The following is a 19,494-nucleotide window of genomic DNA, read 5'->3' on the forward strand; positions in this document are numbered from 1 at the left end:
AGTTAAATTTATTTGTGAATGTCAATAGAAATTTGAGCCACATGCTAATGAATTTTGAACCACTTTTGCTATTGAAAAGTGATCCATGTGCTAATGAATTTTTGAGCCATTACTAAAGGACTTTTCCCATGGTTGATACGTGTTCTTTTAAAAATAATTACTAAAATCGGTATTTGCAAAGTGACCATCTGAGCGGATAATAATCTACTCTATTTGCGAATTATCACGCCTGAAAGATTCTCCATTCATATTTAATACATGTGAACGGAAGGTTAGACGATCTACTAATGCTGCAACCATAGTAGTATTCTCAAACATTTCTGTCCATCTTGAAAATTCAAGGTTCGTAGATACTATTACACTTCCTTTTTCACTACGATCCGAAATTATCCTGAATAATAAATCAGCTTGGTTCCTATTAAAACATAGATATGATAGTTCATCTAGAATTAACAGGTCCACTTTTTCTAGCTGTTTTTCAAGTTTTAGAAGCTTTTTGTACTCTTGTGCTTCTGTAAGTTCTGTTACAAGATTTGCAACGGTATAGAATTTTACGTTATGCCCCTCTTTACAAGCCTTTAGCCCTAAGCCTATTGAAATATGAGTTTTGCCTGTGCCAGTGTTTCCTATCATAATGACATTTTGACGCTTGGATATAAATTCACATGTGGCAAGTTCCCATATAAAGGCTTGTTCGACGTATTTGAGTCTGGTATAATCAAATTCGTCAAGGGTTTTCAGGTAAGGAAATCCCGCTTTGTGTATGCGACGCTTTTGCTGATTTTCTTGCCTGGAAGCTACTTCTTTTTTCATTAATTCTATGAGAAATTCCTCATATCCCATATTGCTATCCATGCGTTTAATAATACTTGTGTATTGTGCAAAAGTAGGCAGTTTCAGCTGTTTGGCATAAAGTTTTATTGTTTCTTTAGCTACATTTATTTCACTCATTGTGCCACCCCGTATTGTCTATCGTATATACTTAAATCAACTTCTTCTACATTTACTGTGTCTATAATTTTTGTGTACTTTTTCTGGTATGCTGTGCTTTATTAGATAACTGCGGATTAAATCAACAGTAGGTGTAACACCTGCTGGAATTTGCTTTTTTATCTCTAGAAGCTTGTCTGAACCGTAGTCTACACAAAGTCTCAGAACTTTTACCATGTCTTTTGCTCCACCCGGAAGTGTTTGTCCCCACTCTAATAATTCTTGTTTTACATGGTCCTTTACGGGCTTCGCATTGAATACAGCTCTGGGTTTTCGTTCTAATAGATCTATGTAATGTTCTAGTTTGTAAGTTGTTTTGTTGGAACCATAGCTTCTGTTATGTTTAGCAATTTCCTGTCCACGATAAAAGATGGTTAATATATTCCCATATGCTTTGATACTGACATTTTTGCCTACATATTTTACTGGTACTGAATAATTGTTTCTATCAAAGCGCACTGTTGAATACTCGTCTACACTGACTGATATGCTTTTGCTCGAATCAAATACATATTTAGGAAGTGAGTATAATAATGATTTGTCTATTTCATACATTTGGCCGACTGTCTGTTCATGGCCGCGTATCTGATGGGAACGGTATTTCAAACAGTTTGTCATAAGAATCTGATTTAATTCATCAATATCCTTTACTCTTGGGACAGGAACTAAAATGTTGCGTCTTACCCAGCCTACCAGATTTTCTACCAATCCCTTTTCATTTCCTTTGCTTGGATTGCAGAATTCCATTTTAAATGCATAATGTGCACTCAATGCTTGATAACGGGCTTGAGGCTTGGCATGAGTTCCAAAACCTTCCTTTACTGCAACTCTCGCATTGTCAAAGATTAGTTTGTGTGGCACACCACCAAAATGTTCAAATGCTTTTACATTGCCTTCTAAAAATGATTCTTCATTTTGGCGATAAAATGCCATTACAAAAATATCACAACTATAGCAGAGTCGCATACAGAAAAGATTTATAGAAACTTTTTTGTTGTCAAGGTACACAGTAGCTTCACCCCAATCTACTTGTGCTGCTTCTCCAGGGTCGAATTGAAGTGGGATGAATGCTTTTGGCATCTCATCTTTAAGTTGTTGTACAGCCAATCTTACTGTGGATTCTCCACCTTTAAACCCTTTTTCTTCTACTAGACGATGATATATTCTTCTGGCTGTATGTCGTTGTTTTTTTATTCCTTCTGCTTCATCTTCTTTAATGCACTGTCTGATAAAGTCCATAACATCAGGAGTTAAGACATCAGGCTCACGGGAATATTCTTTTCTCTCCCAAGGAACATTGTCACCTTTGCAGTATTTTCTTACAGTATTCCTTGAAATTTTTAATTCCCTTGCTATAGCCCTTTGAGACATTTGATGTACTGTATACATTTCTCTAATCTTTTGGTATAAATTCACGTCGATAATCACACCTTCCAACCTCCTGTAAAATTTATCTTGTATAATAAATTTTACAGGTTTTTTATGAAAAGTGGATCACTTTTTCGTTAGCACAGAGCCACTTTTTGGCTCACTTTTATATTAGCATATACAAATTTATTTAACAAATATAATGCAATAACTAGCATCAAAAGCTGTATTCCATAATTCGTCATTGTTGTTAAATATAAGTTATTATATTTTAAGATGAAAATTTTCATTATGTATATAATTGAAAATACTATTGCGATAAAAGCACAAACTGTTAAAATTATTTTTGTTAATTCTTTTCCTTTTATCATATCAAATCCTCCATATCTTCATAAAAATAATATGGCTAACTCTGTTCGTATCTGCTAAATAGTCTAAGATAATAGTGTTTAACCATATAATAACTTTCTATTAACATAATCGAAATTATTAAAAGAATGATTTCCTCATAATAATATCCGATATTAACTGTTGTTAAAATCGGAAAGTCAAAACAAAAATGCATCATACAAGCTAAGTATATATTGCCAGTTCGTAAAAAAAGATAACTGAAATAGATACCTGTTATAAATATTTCAAAAAGTTTAGAAAAATTATAATGACGTATAGGATAATGGGCAATCGAGAATAAAATATTTGTTAATATTATACTAAATACTATTTTTAAGACGTTGCTTTTTAAATTTAATATTTCAGATATTTTAAAATAAAGAGTGACTCTATATAAATATTCTTCTGTTAAAGCAACTAAAATAAATAAAATCATTTGTGATATTGCAACAATATAGTCTATCTTGTTCCAACTTGCAATAATATTCTTAAAATCGGTCAACAAAAAAATATTATATATTTTAAATATATCTAGTATATACTTAGTAAATGTCAGCGATAATGACATAAATATGAATGCTTTGATTATAGATTTAAAAGACGTCTTAATATATTTTGTATAATTAAATTTTTTTAGTAGAAATAAAGCTAAAATTAACAACAAAATTTCCGTAATAAAATTGTAAACTAAATTACTACTTGTCATAACTAATGGATCATTATTTCTAATATTAAAAAAATAATATATACCTTCAAATAAATATATCATTATAAATTGATAAAAATATAAAGCCATGACAAAAATAAAAAATATTAAAATTAAAATATTAAATTTTTTAAACATATATTTCACCTCATTATTCAGTCTAATTTAAAAAAATACGGAATTTATTCGAGTGCACTGAAAAAATAGTTAATCTTTGAGTTGCTATACAATATGCGATATTATTTTAGATATTAATATCTATGCATTGTATGGCAAAACTATAAATTGACACTTTTTCAGGACTCTTTTATTCCGCTTTATTTATAAACAATAATACTTTGTTAAATCTTTAAATTTTCTCAATTATCCTCTGTATGCACACCAAGAACCACAAAAAGTACAATCACCACTGCCAATACCACCGTCTACCCAATCTAGCGGACAATAATAGACAGAACAACCTCCACCAGGACTTGGCTGTACCGATTCTGGCTTAACAATATCATTTGGTTTCATAATATACTCCATAATTTCACCTCCTTCCACTAATATCTTTAAATTGGTGATAATCTTTAAATAATTTTAATAAATTTATTATATTATACTTAATAGTGCTGCATTCATTATTATAAAATGTGTTATACGGACAACTGCTTTGACATATCGGCATAATTTCACATTTCAAGCATCTGTCTGGTAACTCCCAATTTGCCCATTCCAAAAATTCTTTTTGCTTAAACTTAATTCCATCCTTCAAATTGCCTATAGAAAACGATTTGTTACATACTACATTCCAGCATTTATATAAATATCCTTCTGGGTCTATTACAAATGAATTACTTGAAATCGAACTACATACAACAGGTTTGTACAATGGATAAAAATGATTTATATTAACTTTTTTTCTATTAAATATTTTATAAATTCTATTTCAATGTCTGCAAAATCACTTTTGTTAAGACACATGTATTGAATTTTTTTACTTTCAGTATTTTCTACACTCGAAACCGGAGCTATATAAATATGAATCTTATCTAAAATCCCTTCATCGTTCAGTATATCTAATAATTGAAATAATTGTTGATAATTATCTTTCGAAATATTAATTCTGATGGATACATTTAAAATTTCTATTATATTTCTTAAATTTTGAAAGATAACATCAAATGTACCTTGACCATTTTCTAACGGTCTATTAATATCATGAATCTCTCTTATCCCATCTAATGTTATCTGCACACTGCTAATTTTACATTCATCTTTTAATATTTGAGCTACACTTTTTGTCAATAAATAACCATTTGATATTATTCCTGACTCATATATAACATTATTTGCTTCTGCAATTTTTATTAATCTTTTGGATAAATCCCTTATAATAGATAGAGCTAATAATGGCTCACCACCATACCAAGAGACTGAAATATTTTTATACCTACTTATATTTTTAGTAACAAATTCAATCAATAATTTTTGTACATCATCAGACATAAATAAATTTTCGTGTATTTCATAACAATATTTACATCTGAAATTGCATTGCAATGTAGGGGCTATAGTCAAGCCTAATGAACTACTTCCATATCTCATAACTTTTTCAAAAAAATTCATATATCCAATTTCATCTTCATTATCATTAATGACAAATCCACCATTATATAAGTCTATCGACATTTTTTCGTCATAATCAGTATCATTATTCTTAATTTTTAAATATGTTTCATAATGGTCTTCATCAATTTTCGCATAAGCATTACTTAGCGAATTATATAAATATTTACTTCCATCAATATCAAGTTCAATTGTAAATCTTGATGGTTTCATTTATTATTCTCCTCACTCGTATAAATTCATTTATAATTTTGATTTTTAAACAAGGAGTTGTATTGATATTCATAAATGATTTTAGCTTAAAATTTAGCCAAGTCACTTTGGTAATTATTCATTAATCTATTTTAGTATTAAATAGTCGTACATAGTTCATTTCTATTTCTTAAAAAGTAATTAGTATCAAATTCTTTTCAATCACATATATTAGTGTTGTTTGTAGCACTATAATATGTCATAACCATTACAAACAATTGAATTATTCAATGTTAAAGCTGGTGGATCCTCCAATGGGTGTATATAAAATATTAGCACTAAAGACATGAACATCATTATAGATAAAATCAATATTTTCAATTTACTGTTCATTTGACATCCCCCTCCGACTAAAATTTTCTATTTGTTTATTATAATATCACTTATAAAAACAAAATGCAATATATTTTTAAAATTTTATTTCATTTTTAAAAGATATCTCATATTTTGAACGTTCAAAAACATCAAATCTGATAAATCAAAAATTAATTTTAACAAAGCAAAAATGCTTGTAAACCAATGATTTGCGTAACTTTCGTATGAAATAACAAAATCGTAGGCTTTCTTATAACCTACGATTTTTTCTTAAATTTGAAGAGATTTTTTCGTGGATCTCTAATGTAGCAATTTTATTATTTGCATCTACACTATGTAGATTGTATCACAAACACGGATACTTACAATTTTCAATACTTAAGAGATCTATGCCCTAATCCAATGGCAACTTCATTTAAATTTAACATTCCAACAGCAAAAAATGCACAGACGCACAAATGCTCACCATAAAATGCTATCCCAATTTTGCCACCTATATTAAGCCCCATAGCTTTATCTTTTATCTGCATTATGGCTTCATGTGTTGCACCTGCAACAGCGCCTTCACCCACATGGTTATCCTCCACAACACCTTCTCTTTTTGCCGCTACAACTGCCCTCTCTATTATCTTTGAAATTGAGTTAATGTATTCACCGCCATAATCTACTGCAGCTACCTTGATGCCTTCCTTTCCATACTCTTCCTTTAACAAAGCTTCATCCTCTCTCCTTGACATGGCCATCCTTATGGCTACTCTTGCAACATCTATGCTTCTTATTTCTTTCATACTAACAGCCCCTTAAAGGGCACCTCCTTCATCATTTAAAATATCTTTAGTATTGTTTCGTATACAATAGGTATAAATATTGACGGAAGCAGATTCCCAATCTTTATTTTCGTCAAATTCAGCATATTTAATGATATGCCTATTATCAAAACACCCCCAATGGCAGACATGTCCGCAATCACGTTAGCAGTCAGCAAGTCTTTAAGGATCGATGCGCATATAGTTATGAAACCTTGATACACAAGGACGCTAATGGATGATATCATGACGCCTATCCCTAATGTCGATGCAAATATTATAGATGATATGCCGTCAAGCATAGACTTAGCAAATAAAATACTGTGGTCTCCCTGCAAACCGTCTTTCAATGCGCCCACAATCGCCATCGCACCAACACAGTATATGAGGCTTGCTGTAACAAAGCCTTCGCTTATCTTATTTTCACTACTTCTCGCTAATCTTCTTTCTAAAAAATTTCCAAACTCATTAAGCTTTTTCTCAATATCTAATATTTCACCTAAAATACCGCCTATACTCAAACTTATTATCACAAGCAGTAAATTTTTAAATTTTAAGGCACTATCAAATCCTATTATCAATACACTTAAAGATATGGCATGCATAACTGTTGTTTTTACTCTCTCAGGAATACCAATCTTAAATAAAGTACCTGCAATACTTCCTGCAACTATAGAAGCTGCATTAACCAGCGTTCCTATCATTTAATTTTTCCTCTCTCTAAATATATCTTTTGAAACATGGTCTTTTGCATAGTTAAATAGATACTGCTGAGCAAAACCAGACAAATCTCCAAACTTCTCTTTGGCAAAACTTTGTACATCTGCATTATTTGTCTTTCTTTTAAGGTATAAAAACTCAACAACGCGCTTTATCCACACATCTGTTGGAAATGCTTCATATCTTCCGATTGAATAAAGAATTACACAGTCTGCAACTTTAGGCCCAACTCCTCTTATGCTCATAAGTATATTTCTTACTTCGTGTGTATCGTAAAGCTGCAGCTCAAAAAGATTGATTTCGTCATTAAATACTTTTAAAGCCGCATCAATTATATACTTTGATCTAAATCCGCACTTGCTGTTATTTAATGATTCTTCATCTGCCATTATTATGTCCTGCACTTTTGGAAATGTATAATAAGTCTTATTTTTATATACGATAGGATGCCCAAATGCCCTGCTTAAATTTTCTATGACTTTTTTTATCTGAGGTATTCTGTTATTTTGAGATATTATGAAGGATATGAGTGTCTCCCACGTATCCTGTCTTAAAATCCTTATACCTTCACCGTACTTTATAGCCGCTCTTAAGATTTCATCTTGCGAAAGGGCTTCTTTGATTTTTCCATAGTCTCTCCCTAAGTCAAAATAGTCATACCATATATCATTAAAATCTGCCAAAGTGGTATTATCAATCGTCAATATATCTCCATCTAATTTTACATTTATTACCCTGTCAAACGCAACCCCCGTATAACTTCCATCATCTTCTTCATTCCATCTGAAACATTGTCCACATTCTAATGTCTCTTTAAGGTTAAAATCCTTGATTCCATGCACTATAACCTTAGAACCGGACATTTCTACTAAATATCTCATTCTCCTCACCCACATATAGGTTTTTTACTTCCTTACTACATAATATTTACTGACCTCTACAAATATTATATAATTTTTTGAAGATAAAAAAAAGGCTTATTTGCCTTTATCAATATTTCTTATTCTATGCATTTTTTAATTATTGCTAATATAAAGTGCCTTTACATGAATTTTTATGTCCAGCACATTTAAAGACGTCATGTATTCAACGACACTTTTTATCTTCTTTATAGCTCCTCTTAAAACGCTGTTTATAGGTGTGCCATGTACCATGACAATCTCTATTTTTATTATTATCCCTTCAGGGTAGTTCTCTGTTATAACTTTATTTATTTTATAAATGCCATCAAATTTTTTTGCCTCGTTAACTACAATGCTGTTAATCACATTTTCAGATATTGTATATTTACCAAGATAACTGTAATATGGCCTTACTACCGTCTTTTCAAAATCCATCTCTTTGCGCCGAAATATCCTCAGTGGGTCTATAAAATATCCTGAAAAATGTTTTTTAACCTCAAATGTTGGCACTGGTATTACATGCTTTCCTTCTTCATACCTTTTTTTTCTGGCCACCTCTATTTCTTCAGGTGATAAAATATTTTCTATATAAATTCTCTCTGACACAGGCGGCAGCGATAGCCTTTCAGCAATCCTATCCACCATTTTATCTGATGTTCCAATTATCAATATTTTGTCCGGTTTAAGTTCATCCAACGATTTTTTTACCTCTTTTACATGTTCTTCTTCTGTAAATATTGCTCTCCTTATAGCTTTAAGCTTCGTCTTTTCCCTTTTTGCCGAAAATCCTGACACAATCCTGTTTTCGCATATCAAAAGCCCATCATCAATGATATACTTTATGCCATATTTTCCTGCGACAAAAGATGCATGATGGCTTTTACCACTTCCACTAGCACCGACAAAAGAATATACTTTCAATTGATACCCTCCAAAAATTAAAATAATGACTATAGGATATATTATACGGCAATTATTACGTTTTTCAATAAGAATTTCAAGACAACTCTTGTGACAAAAATTATAACAATAATTTATTTTATCTCTTCTTTTTTATACTTAGCTTTATCAAGGTCTGTAGAAATTTAACTGCAAATTCCATATCTATGTTGCTTTTAGAAAATGTTATTATGAATATTAGAATGACTAAACTGGAGGCGATTACAGTTAACTGCATATCCATGCTTTCACCTCACCTTCGCATAAAAACAGTAAAAATGAAAATTTGAATGTTAAAAATATATAAGTGGACTATAATGTTTTAGCATATCTAAAATGATATTTGTGCTTTCATCTAAATTATATACCTTTTTATAAAAAAATGTGGACATAGGAATTAAAATGTTATCTTCAGGAACAAAAATGATTATTTCTCATTTAATTTATAAGATGGTATTTCAACTGTTACATCAAAATATTTATCATCAATCTTTATGTTAATATCACCATTATAGCTATATACTATATCTTTAACAATAGATAATCCAGTTCCTCTTCCATCACCTTTTGTTGTAAAGCCACCACTTAAAATATTTCTTTTTACATCTTCACTAATTTCACCACATGTGTTTTTCACTATAAAGATGTAGTCAACTGGATCGCTTTTAAGCATTATTTCTATTCGCTTATTATTTTTTAACCTATCACATTCTTCAATGGCGTTATCTAACAAGTTTCCTAAAACTGAACAAATATCATTTGTTACTTTTTTCGAGTATTTTAAATCCACAGTACATATAAAGTTCACCGAAATATTTTTCTCTATAGCAGCGCTTATTTTTGAATATAAAAGCAGATCTATTATATCGTTTCCAGTATCTACTTTTATAAGGCTGTTATTTATATCATCTATATAAGTCATTAAAAACTCTTCGGCATCTTCATACTTCATCTGTCTTATCAATTCGTATAAAACTAAAATCTTATTTCTCAATTCATGTTTATTCTTTCTGTATAAGTTGTTTTGTTCTTCTATAAATCTTAGTTTAAAATCATTTATAATGTATTGATACTCATTTTCCCCATTTATATAAATCATCCTTATAATCGTAAAAACCAAGACATTTATAACTACAATCGTAAAAAATAAAAACAATTCAAAATCAGCCGGTATAATAATTTTCTGCTGATAATACATGCTATTGTTGAACATAAACGTTATAAAAATCATGTACATAAAAAATATTGCTATTATTTTGTTTAAACTTTTTCTTATCATGGTTTTCACCCATAAAGTTGGCTAATTTGCTTTCATTTCAACCGGCTGGTTTAATATATCTTTAAGACGATTCCTAAATTCATAGTACAGATTCTTTGATAGGTATGCCTTTTTATTTTTATTTCTAAAACTTATTTCTAAAGACGTTCTATTTACAGATTTTATAGAATACACCTTATACAAATTTACAATATAAGATCTGCTTGTCTTGAAAAAAATTTTTTTATTCAGGAGTTTATAAACATCACTTAGGGAAGTATTTGACAGGAAATCTTCATATGTAGTGTAGAAAAAAGTCTTTTTCCGATTAGCTTCAATAAAGTATATATCATTCGCATTGATAAGTTTTATATCATCACCACATCGTACTTCTATGATATTGGAAGAATCATTAAATTTCCTTTTTATTCTTTCTATTGTATTAAACAATCTTTCATAGTTTATAGGCTTTATTATATAATCAGCAGCATATAGTTTTACTGCATCCTTTATATATTCCTCATATGACGTTATAAATATTATCTCTGTATTTGGAAGCAAGTCCCGTATATTTTTGACAACTTCTAAACCCGTCATTTCTGGTAGTTTTATATCTAAAATAGCTAATTCAGGCTTTACCTTTAATATAGCATTTAACAAATCTTTTCCTTCGTTTGTGATGTATTCAACTTTCACATCGCTTATCCCCATAACTTTTCTGCTTATCTCTCTTCTAAGCGAATCCTCATCTTCTGCTATTATCGCTCTAATCATAAAATCACATCCTTTTATAAATTCTCGAATAATATAAATATTCGATATTCTTAAAAAAAATCCTTCAAAAATACCAATTTATGAAAAAATGAGAACAAGTCATACTCATTCCCATTTTCTCGTGTAGTATATATTAATTTTTATCTATTTTACATCTGTCTTTTTATTGCATATAAAATATATTTTTCTATATCTAATTATATAATGATTTTAAGAAAATTTAATGCTTTTGGAACAAAAATGCATAAATACGGAACGAAAATGCATCTAAATGCGTTACAATATTGTATCTATCAGCAATTTCACATTAAGTACAGTTATGATTATTGCCAAAAATATCAAAATTGCCTTGCTAAACTTCTCGTTTGCGTATCCTTTCATTACCCTCTTTGAAGATGTCAAATAAACCTGTGTAAATACGGTAATCGGCAACTGTATGCTAAGTATCATTTGAGATAATATTAAAACTCGAAATGAATCTTTCACTAAAAATATAACAACTAGCGCTGTTATCAGTGAAATAAATATTCCAGCTCTGGTATGTTTATCTTTTATGTTGTATGGTTCTTTAAATATACCTGCAAAAATAGAACCGCCAGCCATGCCAGATGTTACAGTTGATGAAAAACCAGAAAACAAAAGTGCAATGGCAAATACAATTGATGCTCCACTGCCAACGATTGGTTTCAGTAATTCTCCAGCTTGCTCAAGCCTATCAACGACAATACCTTTCTCATAAAATGTTGCAGCAGATAGTAGAACCATGGCACTGTTTATAGCCCAGCCTATCAGCATAGAAAATAGCGTATCAAGAAATTCATACTTAAGCTGCTTTTTTACAACTGATTCATCTTGTAGATTCCACTGTCTGCTTTGAATAATCTCAGAATGCAAAAATAAGTTATGAGGCATGACAACGGCTCCTAAAACGCTCATAATAATCACTATAGAGTTATGCGGTATGACTGGAATTACCCAGCTTAGTGCTGCGGTTCTCCAATTTACATTGACAAGATATACCTCAAATAGAAATGAAAGACCTATAAGCGATACAAACCCTATTATAATTTTTTCTAACCGCTTATATGAATTCGAATATAAAACAAAAAATATAACTAATGCTGATAAAGCTGCTCCAATCTTAATAGGAATTTTAAACAACATATTTAGTGCTATAGCAGTGCCCAAAAGCTCTGCCGTTGATGTAGATATTGATGCAATAACAGCAGAGGTTAAAATAATTTTTGAAAGTTTATTATTTATAAAAATCGATGTAGCTTCAGACAGACAATATCCTGTAACGATTCCAAGATGTGCCGCATTGTGCTGTAAAATTATAAGCATTACCGTAGATAATGTTATAACCCACAATAACTTATAGCCATACATTGACCCTGCAGAAACATTTGTTGCCCAATTGCCAGGATCTATAAATCCTACTGTCACCAATATCCCCGGGCCAACGTATCGCAAAAAATTCACAAAAGGCACAACATTTCTATCTTCTTTAACAAAATCTTCTATAATCTTTACAAGTTTTTTCATTTAAGCCTCCATAACTATACAAAAAAATAAATGGTAAAATCCATTTATTTTTCTTCAACTTTTGTCTTAAGTAAATTCTCCTCATTTATTCGATAAGACAACGTCAACAAACTGTCGCTTAAATGAACATTTTCAAGTATCACATCATCAGGAACTTTTAAATCTATCGGTGAAAAATTCCATATAGCCTTAATTCCTGATTTAATTAATCTATCTGCCATAATTTGTGAGTTATCCTTTGGAATGCACAATATAGCAATGTCTATCTTATTGCTAGCCAAAAAATCTTCCAAATTATCAACATCCATTATCTCTATATCTCTGATCTTAAGTCCAAACAATTTTGGATTAATATCGAATATTCCCTTTAAATTAAACCCAGTTCTCTCAAAATTTGTATAATTTGCAATAGCCTGTCCTAGATTACCAGCACCGATAATAATTGTACTGTAGGTTTTGTCAAGTCCAAGAATCTTAGTTAAAGTATTGTACAATTCTTCTACATTATATCCGTATCCCTGCTGCCCAAATCCGCCGTAATTATTGAGATCCTGCCTTATTTGTGATGCTGTAACACCCATCTTTTCACTTAATTCTCTGGAAGAAATCCTTTTTACATCATTTTTTAAAAGCTCTTCTAAATATCTATGATATCGCGGCAGCCTTCTTATTACCGGCATTGGCACTATTGTCTTTTTAGTCATAAAATCACCCCAGATAAAATCCTAATAATGAAATTATATTACATTGTAAATAATATGTCAACCTGGAAATATCTATTTTTTCACTGGTTTGGCTCCCATTTATTATAATCGCTGTTCATGATTACGATATCTACTCTTCTATTAAGTTGCCTGTTTTTATCACTGTCATTTGGCACTATTGGCCTATATTCACCATATCCAACAGCAGATATTTTAGCCGGATCAATCTTAACATCATTTACAAGTATCTCCACAACGTTAGTAGCTCTTATAACGGACAATTCCCAATTTGAATGAAACTGACTATTATTTATAGGCACGTTGTCTGTATATCCTTCAACGCGAATGTAATTAGGCATTGCCTTTAATATATTCCCAATTTTTATCAATGTTGCTTTTTGATCTGGTTTTACGTCTGCAGAACCAGTATCAAAGAGTAAAGTATCGTTTAAACTTATCACAAAGCCTCTTTCGTCAACTTTGTATGTAACCATATTCTGCAGGTTGTTCTGCTTAATAAGCTTGTCTAATTGAGACTCAATTGTGTTATCAGTACTTGTATTATTTGTTGTTTTTATACTATCGAGAATGCTATTTCCACTGTACTGACCTACTACATAATTAGTACCATCAAAAGTTTTTCCTAAAGATGCAGCAATTTGTTGGAACTTTTGTGAGTTAACTGTACTTATGGTGTATAAAACGATAAAAAATATCATAAGCAATGTTATCATATCAGAATATGTAAGCAGCCATCTTTCATTGTTGACTTTTTTTTCGTCATTATCATCAAATCTTCTCATTGGCAACTTCACCTTTCAAGCCTGATTCTTCGGAAACTGTATCTTTTTCTACCACAAAGGTCATCAGTTTCTTTTCAACGATCTTTGGATTTTCACCTGCCTGCAATGAAAGACTGCCTTCCAAAATTATTTCCTTTTCTGTTTTTTTGATTTGAGCTTTATTTTTAAGTTTTTCTCCTATAGGCAGCCAAACAAGGTTTGCCATACTAACGCCATATAATGTAGCTATAAAAGCAACAGCTATTGATGGTCCAAGTTTGTCAGGCTGGCTCAAATTACCTAAAACATGGACAAGTCCCATAACTGTACCTATGATACCCATAGTAGGAGAATACCCACCGGCTGCTTCAAACATGCTCGCTTCTTTCTTCAATGCTTTATCTTCTATGTATATTCTGTTTTCCATAGTAGTCTTTATTAACTCGATGTCAGCGCCATCTATAACTAGCTCTATGCAATCTTTTAAAATGGGATCGTAATTTTTTATCTCATCAGACTGCAACTCCTGCTCCAAGCTCAATAGTCCTTCGCTTCTGGCCTTTTGAGAAAGATAAACAAAATACTTAATTATATCTAAATACTTATTGCCTTCTTCTTTAAAAGCCTTGCCAATAAGTTTTGGCAATTTCAATATATCTTTCATTGAAAATGAAGTCATAGTGGCTCCTATAGTTCCACCCAAAACTATAATTGCTGCCGATAAACCAATAAGAGATGATACACTTCCACCTTCCAATACAAACGCAAAAATAAGTGAACCGAACCCTACAATTATTCCTAGTAATGTTGAAAAATCCATACACATTCACCTCGTTAATTTTGACATATATAATATCGGCAATCTTGAAAGAAAAATTAAATTCCATTTACACTTTAAATTAGATATAATCTTTGATATATTATATTATAACAGGAGGAATTACAAATGGCTATAATAACAGCAAACAACGTAAGTTTGTCATACGGAATAAATACAATTTTAGAAAATATATCTTTTATCGTAAATGAAGGCGATAAGATCGGAGTTGTTGGAGATAACGGGGCGGGAAAATCGACGCTTTTTAAGCTGATAGTAAAAGATTTGCAACCAGACAGTGGAAATATATCGATGCCTTTGATCAATATAGGTTACCTTGAGCAAAATGCATATATAAGCAGTTCTAAATCCATATACGATGAAGTTAAAACGGTCTTTTTAGACACTATAAATCTTGAAAAGAACATCAAGGATTTAGAAAAAGAGATAGCCTGCACAAAAGATGAATCTAAACTAAATAAATTGCTTAATGATTATTCAAAACTTACAGATGAGTACAACAAACGAGAAGGATATTCCATTGACAGCAGAGTTAGAGGCGTATTAATCGGGCTAGGTTTTCAACCTCAGCAATTTGATACACCTGTTTCAGTATTAAGCGGTGGACAGAAGACAAGGCTTATGCTGGCAAAGGCGCTACTTAAAAATCCAGATGTACTTCTTCTTGACGAGCCTACAAACCATCTTGACATACCTTCAATAGAATGGTTAGAGCAATACTTAAAGTTTTATAGAGGTACTGTTTTAGTCATATCTCATGACAGATTTTTCCTAGATAGGATTGCAAACAAGATATTTGAGATTGAAAATAAGACATTAAGATCGTATGAAGGCAACTATTCTGAATACGTAAAGAAAAAAAATGAAGAGCTAAATATTAAGATAAAAGCCTATGAAGAACAGCAAAAGGAAATAAAAAGAATTCAAGAAATGATAATGATACAAAAAAACCGGCGCCGTGAGAAATCTGTAAAAATGGCTGAAAGCAAGCAAAAATTGCTGGATAAAATGGAGAAAATTGATAAGCCAGTAATAAATAGTGGTACAATTAAGCTTTCGTTTGATTTTGATGAAAAAAGCGGAAATGATATATTAAAAGTCGCTGATCTATCACTAAGCTTTGATAGGCCTATATTTCACGATATAAGCTTTGAAGTTTACAAAGGCGATAGAATTGCTATTCTTGGTCCTAATGGAGTAGGAAAAACATCCCTCCTTAAAATCATTGTCGGTGAATTAAAGAATTACGAAGGCAGCGTAAATCTTGGCACAAATGTCATCATTGGCTACTATCAGCAGGAGTTTACGAACTTGAATGATGATAAAATGGTCATCGATGAAATATGGGACGAAAACCCCTATCTTTCCCAGACTGAAATAAGGACTTTATTAGGTTCATTTCTCTTCAGCGGTGATGATGTATTTAAAATAATAGGTAAGTTAAGCGGAGGCGAAAAGGCCCGCGTATCATTGTTAAAACTTATACTGTCAAAAGCAAATTTTCTCCTGCTGGATGAGCCTACAAATCACCTTGATTTAAAATCTAAAGAGGTACTTGAAAAAGCCTTGTTGGATTTTGGCGGTACGCTTTTGTTTGTATCCCACGACAGATACTTTATAGACAAAATAGCAACAAAAGTATTGGAACTGTCAAGTGATTCTATTAAAGAATATTACGGAAATTACTCATACTATGTGGAAAAGAAAAACGAGAATAATAAATCTGAAGAAGAGCAGGAAAAAAAGACAAAGACGCAAATTAAAAATGAAAAAATCCGGGAAAGGTTAAAACAAAAAGAGGCCAAAAAGCAAAAAGAATACTTATCAAGCATTGAAAATGAAATAATCGAGACTGAAGGTATGATAAAAGAATTGGAAGAAAAAATGTGCGATCCTGATATATATAAAAGTGGAGAAATAATTGATATACAGTCAAAATACAACATGTTAAAGGAAAAATTAGAAAATCTATATGAAGAATGGGAAAAATTAAGCGGGTAGGTACCCGCTTTAATATTGCTTTTCTAAATCAACTCGATTTATAAAGTCTCCGTCACCTAAATAAGCTTTTATGTTATGCTTTATTATCTCAATCCCTCTTTCCATGTAATGAGGCGATATGCCAGCAGTATGTGGCGTTATAATGACATTCTCCATATCCCAAAGAGGACTTTCTTTTGAAAGAGGCTCTTCCTCAAAAACATCCAGTGCAGCTCCCCTTATAGTCTTATTTTTTAATGCATCTATCAAAGAAGATTCATCTACAACTTTTCCTCTGCCAATATTTATAAAAACAGCATCATTTTTCATATTTTTAAAGAAATCTTTGCCCAGCAGATGATATGTTTCATCAGTCAACGGAAGGGCACAAATTACGTAATCAGCTTTTGAAACCGCATAAATCATATTGTCATTTGTATACATCTCGTCTATAAACTGGCTTATATTACCTGACTTTCTGACACCTATTGTCTTCATGCCAAATTCTCTGGCTATTCTGGCTATTTCTTCGCCTATGCTTCCGACACCCAATATACAAACAGACTTGCCATATAATTCTGAAACTCTTACAGACTTGTCCCATTCCCTATTCATTTGCTTTCTAATAAAGTAATTTAATGCCCTTTCAAATAAAAGCATGTATCCTAAAACTTGCTCTGATATCTGATACTTATGAACTCCTTTTGAATTAGTCAATATGATTTTTCGTTCTTTTAATACATCAAACGGCATTGCATCAGCACCGGCGCTTAACAGGTGAATCCACTTAAGATTTTCGGCGTTATGTATAAATTCAGCGTCTGCATCACCATCAAAACAAACTAATACTTCTGTGTCTTTTATATACTTGTAAGCATCTTTTTTATCATCCAAGCAAATCACATTAAACTGTGGCGCAATTTTTTGCATTTCTTCTATATACTTGCTATTTACTTTTGATAAAAAGAGTATGTTTTTCATCATCAACGCTCCTTTTTAATTTCCATTTCATTACATAATATCCAATGTATTTAAGTTAGTCACAGTATCCACAAAGTTATCCACAGTCTTAAAGCACCACTGTCTGATATTTAAAGACAATTTTCCACAATATGCACAGATTTTTCGCCAACAATCAAAAAAGTTTTAAATATGGAATGGCATTTAAGTCTAATCCTGAAACTTTTCCACTAATATAGTCAAAATATCCCGCGCTGGCTATCATGGCACCATTATCTGTACAGTATATTTGCTTTGGGTAGTGAAGCATAAATCCCTCTTCACTGGCTAATCTTGAAAGCTTCTCTCTTAAAAGGCTGTTGGAAGCAACCCCCCCTGCTATCGATATCTTATTTATATTTTTATATTTGGCAGCTTCTATAAGCTTAGAAGTCAATACATCTACAACATTCATCTGAAAACTAGCTGCATAATCTGCAATGTCTATCTGACTGCCTTTCTGTTTCTCTTTGTGCAGTTGATTTATGACTGCCGTCTTTAAGCCACTGAAGCTGAAATCAAAATTGTCTTTTTCCATAAAAGATTTAGGAAAATTATATTTATATGGATCTCCTTTTTTAGATATCTCATCGATCTTAGGCCCTCCCGGGTACCCTAGTCCCAATGCTCTTGCCACTTTGTCAAATGCCTCACCTGCAGCATCATCCACTGTCCTTCCTAAAACTTCATATTTGCCATAATCTTTTACGAAGACAATGTGGCTGTGCCCTCCTGATGCTATCAAACAAATAAATGGCGGTTCAAAATCGCCATCAAGGTAATTAGCTGAAATATGACCTTCAATATGATTTACACCCACAAAAGGAATTCCTTTTCCATATGCTAGTGCCTTTCCGTACGAAAGTCCAACAAGCAATGCCCCCACAAGTCCTGGCCCATATGTTGCTGCAACAACATCTACTTTATCAAGGTTTATAGATGCCTCATCTAGTGCCTCCTTAACCACTTTGCCAATTGCTTCTATGTGATTTCTAGATGCAATCTCCGGAACAACACCGCCAAATTTCTTATGTATATCTATTTGCGAATATATTACATTAGACATGACCGTTTTCCCATTCTTAACTACGCTTGCAGATGTTTCATCACAAGATGTTTCAATTCCTAAAACAATTATATCTTTTTTCATATAATCTCTCCTTACATATCGTACTTCCACATTATTATTGCATCTTCATTGTTGTCCTGATAGTAACCCCTTCTTCTGCCTACAGGTTTAAAGCCGTATTTTTTATAAAGAGATTGAGCAATTAGATTTGATGCCCTCACTTCCAACGTCATAGATGTTATACCTTTTTTCTTTGCCAAATCAATAAGTCCCTCAACAATTGCAGATCCTACCCCTTTTCCTCTGAAATCAGGATGAACGGCAATATTTGTTATATGACCTTCATCTATTACAACCCAGAATCCACCGTATCCAGCTATTTTCTCATCTGCTTCTGCAACTATATAGTGAGCACATTTATTCTTTGTAACTTCCATTGTAAAAGATTCTTTAGACCATGGAACAGAAAAACTTAAGCTTTCAATTTCAATTACATCATCTATATCGCTTTTTGTCATAGGGCGAATTTTAATAACCATATATTAT

General features: G+C 31.7%; 23 protein-coding genes. 1 reads left to right on the forward strand and 22 read right to left on the reverse strand.

The window, feature by feature from the left end; genetic code table 11:
• Nucleotides 1-204: 204 nt before the first annotated feature.
• From istB to TTHE_RS10730, 19 genes are all read right to left on the reverse strand, one after another.
• A complete protein-coding gene (gene istB, locus TTHE_RS10660; RefSeq protein ID WP_013297222.1) occupies nt 205-951 on the reverse strand; it encodes an IS21-like element helper ATPase IstB in 747 nt (248 codons plus the stop codon).
• Nucleotides 952-987: 36 nt separating this feature from the next.
• Nucleotides 988-2,418 (reverse strand): IS21 family transposase, encoded by a 1,431-nt coding sequence (gene istA, locus TTHE_RS10665; protein ID WP_013298579.1) that lies wholly within the window; start codon nt 2,416-2,418, stop codon nt 988-990.
• Between the two features lie 77 nt (nt 2,419-2,495).
• Nucleotides 2,496-2,729, reverse strand: a complete 234-nt coding sequence (locus TTHE_RS10670; RefSeq protein ID WP_013298580.1) for a hypothetical protein — start codon at nt 2,727-2,729, stop codon at nt 2,496-2,498.
• 35 nt (nt 2,730-2,764) lie between these two features.
• A complete protein-coding gene (locus TTHE_RS14925) occupies nt 2,765-3,592 on the reverse strand; it encodes a CPBP family intramembrane glutamic endopeptidase (RefSeq protein WP_013298581.1) in 828 nt (275 codons plus the stop codon).
• 225 nt (nt 3,593-3,817) lie between these two features.
• Nucleotides 3,818-3,982: a hypothetical protein gene (locus TTHE_RS14400; RefSeq protein WP_013298582.1), complete on the reverse strand. Its 165-nt coding sequence runs from the start codon at nt 3,980-3,982 to the stop codon at nt 3,818-3,820.
• Between the two features lie 4 nt (nt 3,983-3,986).
• The gene (locus TTHE_RS14025) at nt 3,987-4,328 is read right to left on the reverse strand and encodes an SPASM domain-containing protein (RefSeq protein ID WP_196793621.1); all 342 of its coding nucleotides are present in this window, start codon (nt 4,326-4,328) and stop codon (nt 3,987-3,989) included.
• Between the two features lie 14 nt (nt 4,329-4,342).
• A complete protein-coding gene (locus TTHE_RS10680) occupies nt 4,343-5,278 on the reverse strand; it encodes a radical SAM protein (protein WP_041587473.1) in 936 nt (311 codons plus the stop codon).
• A 228-nt stretch (nt 5,279-5,506) separates the two neighbouring features.
• Complete coding sequence (locus TTHE_RS14405) at nt 5,507-5,650, reverse strand: hypothetical protein (protein ID WP_013298583.1); 144 nt, start codon at nt 5,648-5,650, stop codon at nt 5,507-5,509.
• A 353-nt stretch (nt 5,651-6,003) separates the two neighbouring features.
• Complete coding sequence (locus tag TTHE_RS10685) at nt 6,004-6,420, reverse strand: HutP family protein (RefSeq protein WP_013298584.1); 417 nt, start codon at nt 6,418-6,420, stop codon at nt 6,004-6,006.
• A 35-nt stretch (nt 6,421-6,455) separates the two neighbouring features.
• A complete protein-coding gene (locus TTHE_RS10690; protein ID WP_013298585.1) occupies nt 6,456-7,142 on the reverse strand; it encodes a DUF554 domain-containing protein in 687 nt (228 codons plus the stop codon).
• Nucleotides 7,143-8,039 (reverse strand): DNA-3-methyladenine glycosylase family protein, encoded by an 897-nt coding sequence (locus TTHE_RS10695; RefSeq protein WP_041587474.1) that lies wholly within the window; start codon nt 8,037-8,039, stop codon nt 7,143-7,145.
• Between the two features lie 135 nt (nt 8,040-8,174).
• Nucleotides 8,175-8,981: an Asp23/Gls24 family envelope stress response protein gene (locus TTHE_RS10700; protein WP_013298587.1), complete on the reverse strand. Its 807-nt coding sequence runs from the start codon at nt 8,979-8,981 to the stop codon at nt 8,175-8,177.
• Nucleotides 8,982-9,099: 118 nt separating this feature from the next.
• On the reverse strand, nt 9,100-9,243 hold the full coding sequence (locus TTHE_RS14225) for a hypothetical protein (protein WP_155812177.1): 144 nt from the start codon (nt 9,241-9,243) through the stop codon (nt 9,100-9,102).
• A 183-nt stretch (nt 9,244-9,426) separates the two neighbouring features.
• Nucleotides 9,427-10,236, reverse strand: a complete 810-nt coding sequence (locus tag TTHE_RS10705) for a sensor histidine kinase (RefSeq protein ID WP_231292648.1) — start codon at nt 10,234-10,236, stop codon at nt 9,427-9,429.
• 63 nt (nt 10,237-10,299) lie between these two features.
• Nucleotides 10,300-11,031: a LytR/AlgR family response regulator transcription factor gene (locus tag TTHE_RS10710; protein WP_013298589.1), complete on the reverse strand. Its 732-nt coding sequence runs from the start codon at nt 11,029-11,031 to the stop codon at nt 10,300-10,302.
• Between the two features lie 276 nt (nt 11,032-11,307).
• Nucleotides 11,308-12,576, reverse strand: coding sequence for an Nramp family divalent metal transporter (locus TTHE_RS10715; protein WP_013298590.1), 1,269 nt, complete (start codon nt 12,574-12,576; stop codon nt 11,308-11,310).
• A 44-nt stretch (nt 12,577-12,620) separates the two neighbouring features.
• On the reverse strand, nt 12,621-13,280 hold the full coding sequence (locus TTHE_RS10720; protein ID WP_013298591.1) for a redox-sensing transcriptional repressor Rex: 660 nt from the start codon (nt 13,278-13,280) through the stop codon (nt 12,621-12,623).
• Nucleotides 13,281-13,360: 80 nt separating this feature from the next.
• Entirely contained in the window at nt 13,361-14,083 is a 723-nt protein-coding gene (locus tag TTHE_RS10725) for an OmpA/MotB family protein (RefSeq protein ID WP_013298592.1), read from the reverse strand.
• On the reverse strand, nt 14,070-14,882 hold the full coding sequence (locus TTHE_RS10730) for a flagellar motor protein (protein ID WP_013298593.1): 813 nt from the start codon (nt 14,880-14,882) through the stop codon (nt 14,070-14,072). Before TTHE_RS10730 ends, TTHE_RS10725 begins: the two co-directional genes overlap by 14 nt.
• Nucleotides 14,883-15,008: 126 nt before the next feature.
• Here TTHE_RS10730 and TTHE_RS10735 point away from each other — a divergent pair, with 126 nt between their 5' ends.
• A complete protein-coding gene (locus tag TTHE_RS10735) occupies nt 15,009-16,901 on the forward strand; it encodes an ABC transporter ATP-binding protein (protein ID WP_013298594.1) in 1,893 nt (630 codons plus the stop codon).
• 9 nt (nt 16,902-16,910) lie between these two features.
• Here the strand turns inward: TTHE_RS10735 and TTHE_RS10740 are convergent, their stop codons facing one another.
• The 3 genes from TTHE_RS10740 to rimI form a co-directional block, all read right to left on the reverse strand.
• Nucleotides 16,911-17,861, reverse strand: coding sequence for a D-2-hydroxyacid dehydrogenase (locus tag TTHE_RS10740; protein WP_013298595.1), 951 nt, complete (start codon nt 17,859-17,861; stop codon nt 16,911-16,913).
• A 154-nt stretch (nt 17,862-18,015) separates the two neighbouring features.
• Nucleotides 18,016-19,029: a tRNA (adenosine(37)-N6)-threonylcarbamoyltransferase complex transferase subunit TsaD gene (tsaD, locus tag TTHE_RS10745; protein WP_013298596.1), complete on the reverse strand. Its 1,014-nt coding sequence runs from the start codon at nt 19,027-19,029 to the stop codon at nt 18,016-18,018.
• Between the two features lie 11 nt (nt 19,030-19,040).
• Nucleotides 19,041-19,487 (reverse strand): ribosomal protein S18-alanine N-acetyltransferase, encoded by a 447-nt coding sequence (gene rimI / locus TTHE_RS10750; protein ID WP_013298597.1) that lies wholly within the window; start codon nt 19,485-19,487, stop codon nt 19,041-19,043.
• Nucleotides 19,488-19,494 lie beyond the last annotated feature (7 nt).

It is taken from the genome of Thermoanaerobacterium thermosaccharolyticum DSM 571, assembly GCF_000145615.1.
GTDB classification, from domain to species: Bacteria; Bacillota; Thermoanaerobacteria; order Thermoanaerobacterales; family Thermoanaerobacteraceae; genus Thermoanaerobacterium; species Thermoanaerobacterium thermosaccharolyticum.

What these genes read in the sequence shown, in the direction of transcription:
- istB (WP_013297222.1), bottom strand. Translation starts at nt 951, where the DNA reads ATGAGTGAAATAAATGTAGCTAAAGAAACAATAAAACTTTATGCCAAA.
- TTHE_RS10670 (WP_013298580.1), bottom strand. Translation starts at nt 2,729, where the DNA reads ATGATAAAAGGAAAAGAATTAACAAAAATAATTTTAACAGTTTGTGCT.
- TTHE_RS14925 (WP_013298581.1), bottom strand. Translation starts at nt 3,592, where the DNA reads ATGTTTAAAAAATTTAATATTTTAATTTTAATATTTTTTATTTTTGTC.
- TTHE_RS14400 (WP_013298582.1), bottom strand. Translation starts at nt 3,982, where the DNA reads ATGGAGTATATTATGAAACCAAATGATATTGTTAAGCCAGAATCGGTA.
- TTHE_RS10680 (WP_041587473.1), bottom strand. Translation starts at nt 5,278, where the DNA reads ATGAAACCATCAAGATTTACAATTGAACTTGATATTGATGGAAGTAAA.
- TTHE_RS14405 (WP_013298583.1), bottom strand. Translation starts at nt 5,650, where the DNA reads ATGAACAGTAAATTGAAAATATTGATTTTATCTATAATGATGTTCATG.
- TTHE_RS10685 (WP_013298584.1), bottom strand. Translation starts at nt 6,420, where the DNA reads ATGAAAGAAATAAGAAGCATAGATGTTGCAAGAGTAGCCATAAGGATG.
- TTHE_RS10690 (WP_013298585.1), bottom strand. Translation starts at nt 7,142, where the DNA reads ATGATAGGAACGCTGGTTAATGCAGCTTCTATAGTTGCAGGAAGTATT.
- TTHE_RS10695 (WP_041587474.1), bottom strand. Translation starts at nt 8,039, where the DNA reads ATGAGATATTTAGTAGAAATGTCCGGTTCTAAGGTTATAGTGCATGGA.
- TTHE_RS14225 (WP_155812177.1), bottom strand. Translation starts at nt 9,243, where the DNA reads ATGGATATGCAGTTAACTGTAATCGCCTCCAGTTTAGTCATTCTAATA.
- TTHE_RS10705 (WP_231292648.1), bottom strand. Translation starts at nt 10,236, where the DNA reads ATGTACATGATTTTTATAACGTTTATGTTCAACAATAGCATGTATTAT.
- TTHE_RS10710 (WP_013298589.1), bottom strand. Translation starts at nt 11,031, where the DNA reads ATGATTAGAGCGATAATAGCAGAAGATGAGGATTCGCTTAGAAGAGAG.
- TTHE_RS10715 (WP_013298590.1), bottom strand. Translation starts at nt 12,576, where the DNA reads ATGAAAAAACTTGTAAAGATTATAGAAGATTTTGTTAAAGAAGATAGA.
- TTHE_RS10720 (WP_013298591.1), bottom strand. Translation starts at nt 13,280, where the DNA reads ATGACTAAAAAGACAATAGTGCCAATGCCGGTAATAAGAAGGCTGCCG.
- TTHE_RS10725 (WP_013298592.1), bottom strand. Translation starts at nt 14,083, where the DNA reads ATGAGAAGATTTGATGATAATGACGAAAAAAAAGTCAACAATGAAAGA.
- TTHE_RS10730 (WP_013298593.1), bottom strand. Translation starts at nt 14,882, where the DNA reads ATGGATTTTTCAACATTACTAGGAATAATTGTAGGGTTCGGTTCACTT.
- TTHE_RS10735 (WP_013298594.1), top strand. Translation starts at nt 15,009, where the DNA reads ATGGCTATAATAACAGCAAACAACGTAAGTTTGTCATACGGAATAAAT.
- TTHE_RS10740 (WP_013298595.1), bottom strand. Translation starts at nt 17,861, where the DNA reads ATGAAAAACATACTCTTTTTATCAAAAGTAAATAGCAAGTATATAGAA.
- tsaD (WP_013298596.1), bottom strand. Translation starts at nt 19,029, where the DNA reads ATGAAAAAAGATATAATTGTTTTAGGAATTGAAACATCTTGTGATGAA.
- rimI (WP_013298597.1), bottom strand. Translation starts at nt 19,487, where the DNA reads ATGGTTATTAAAATTCGCCCTATGACAAAAAGCGATATAGATGATGTA.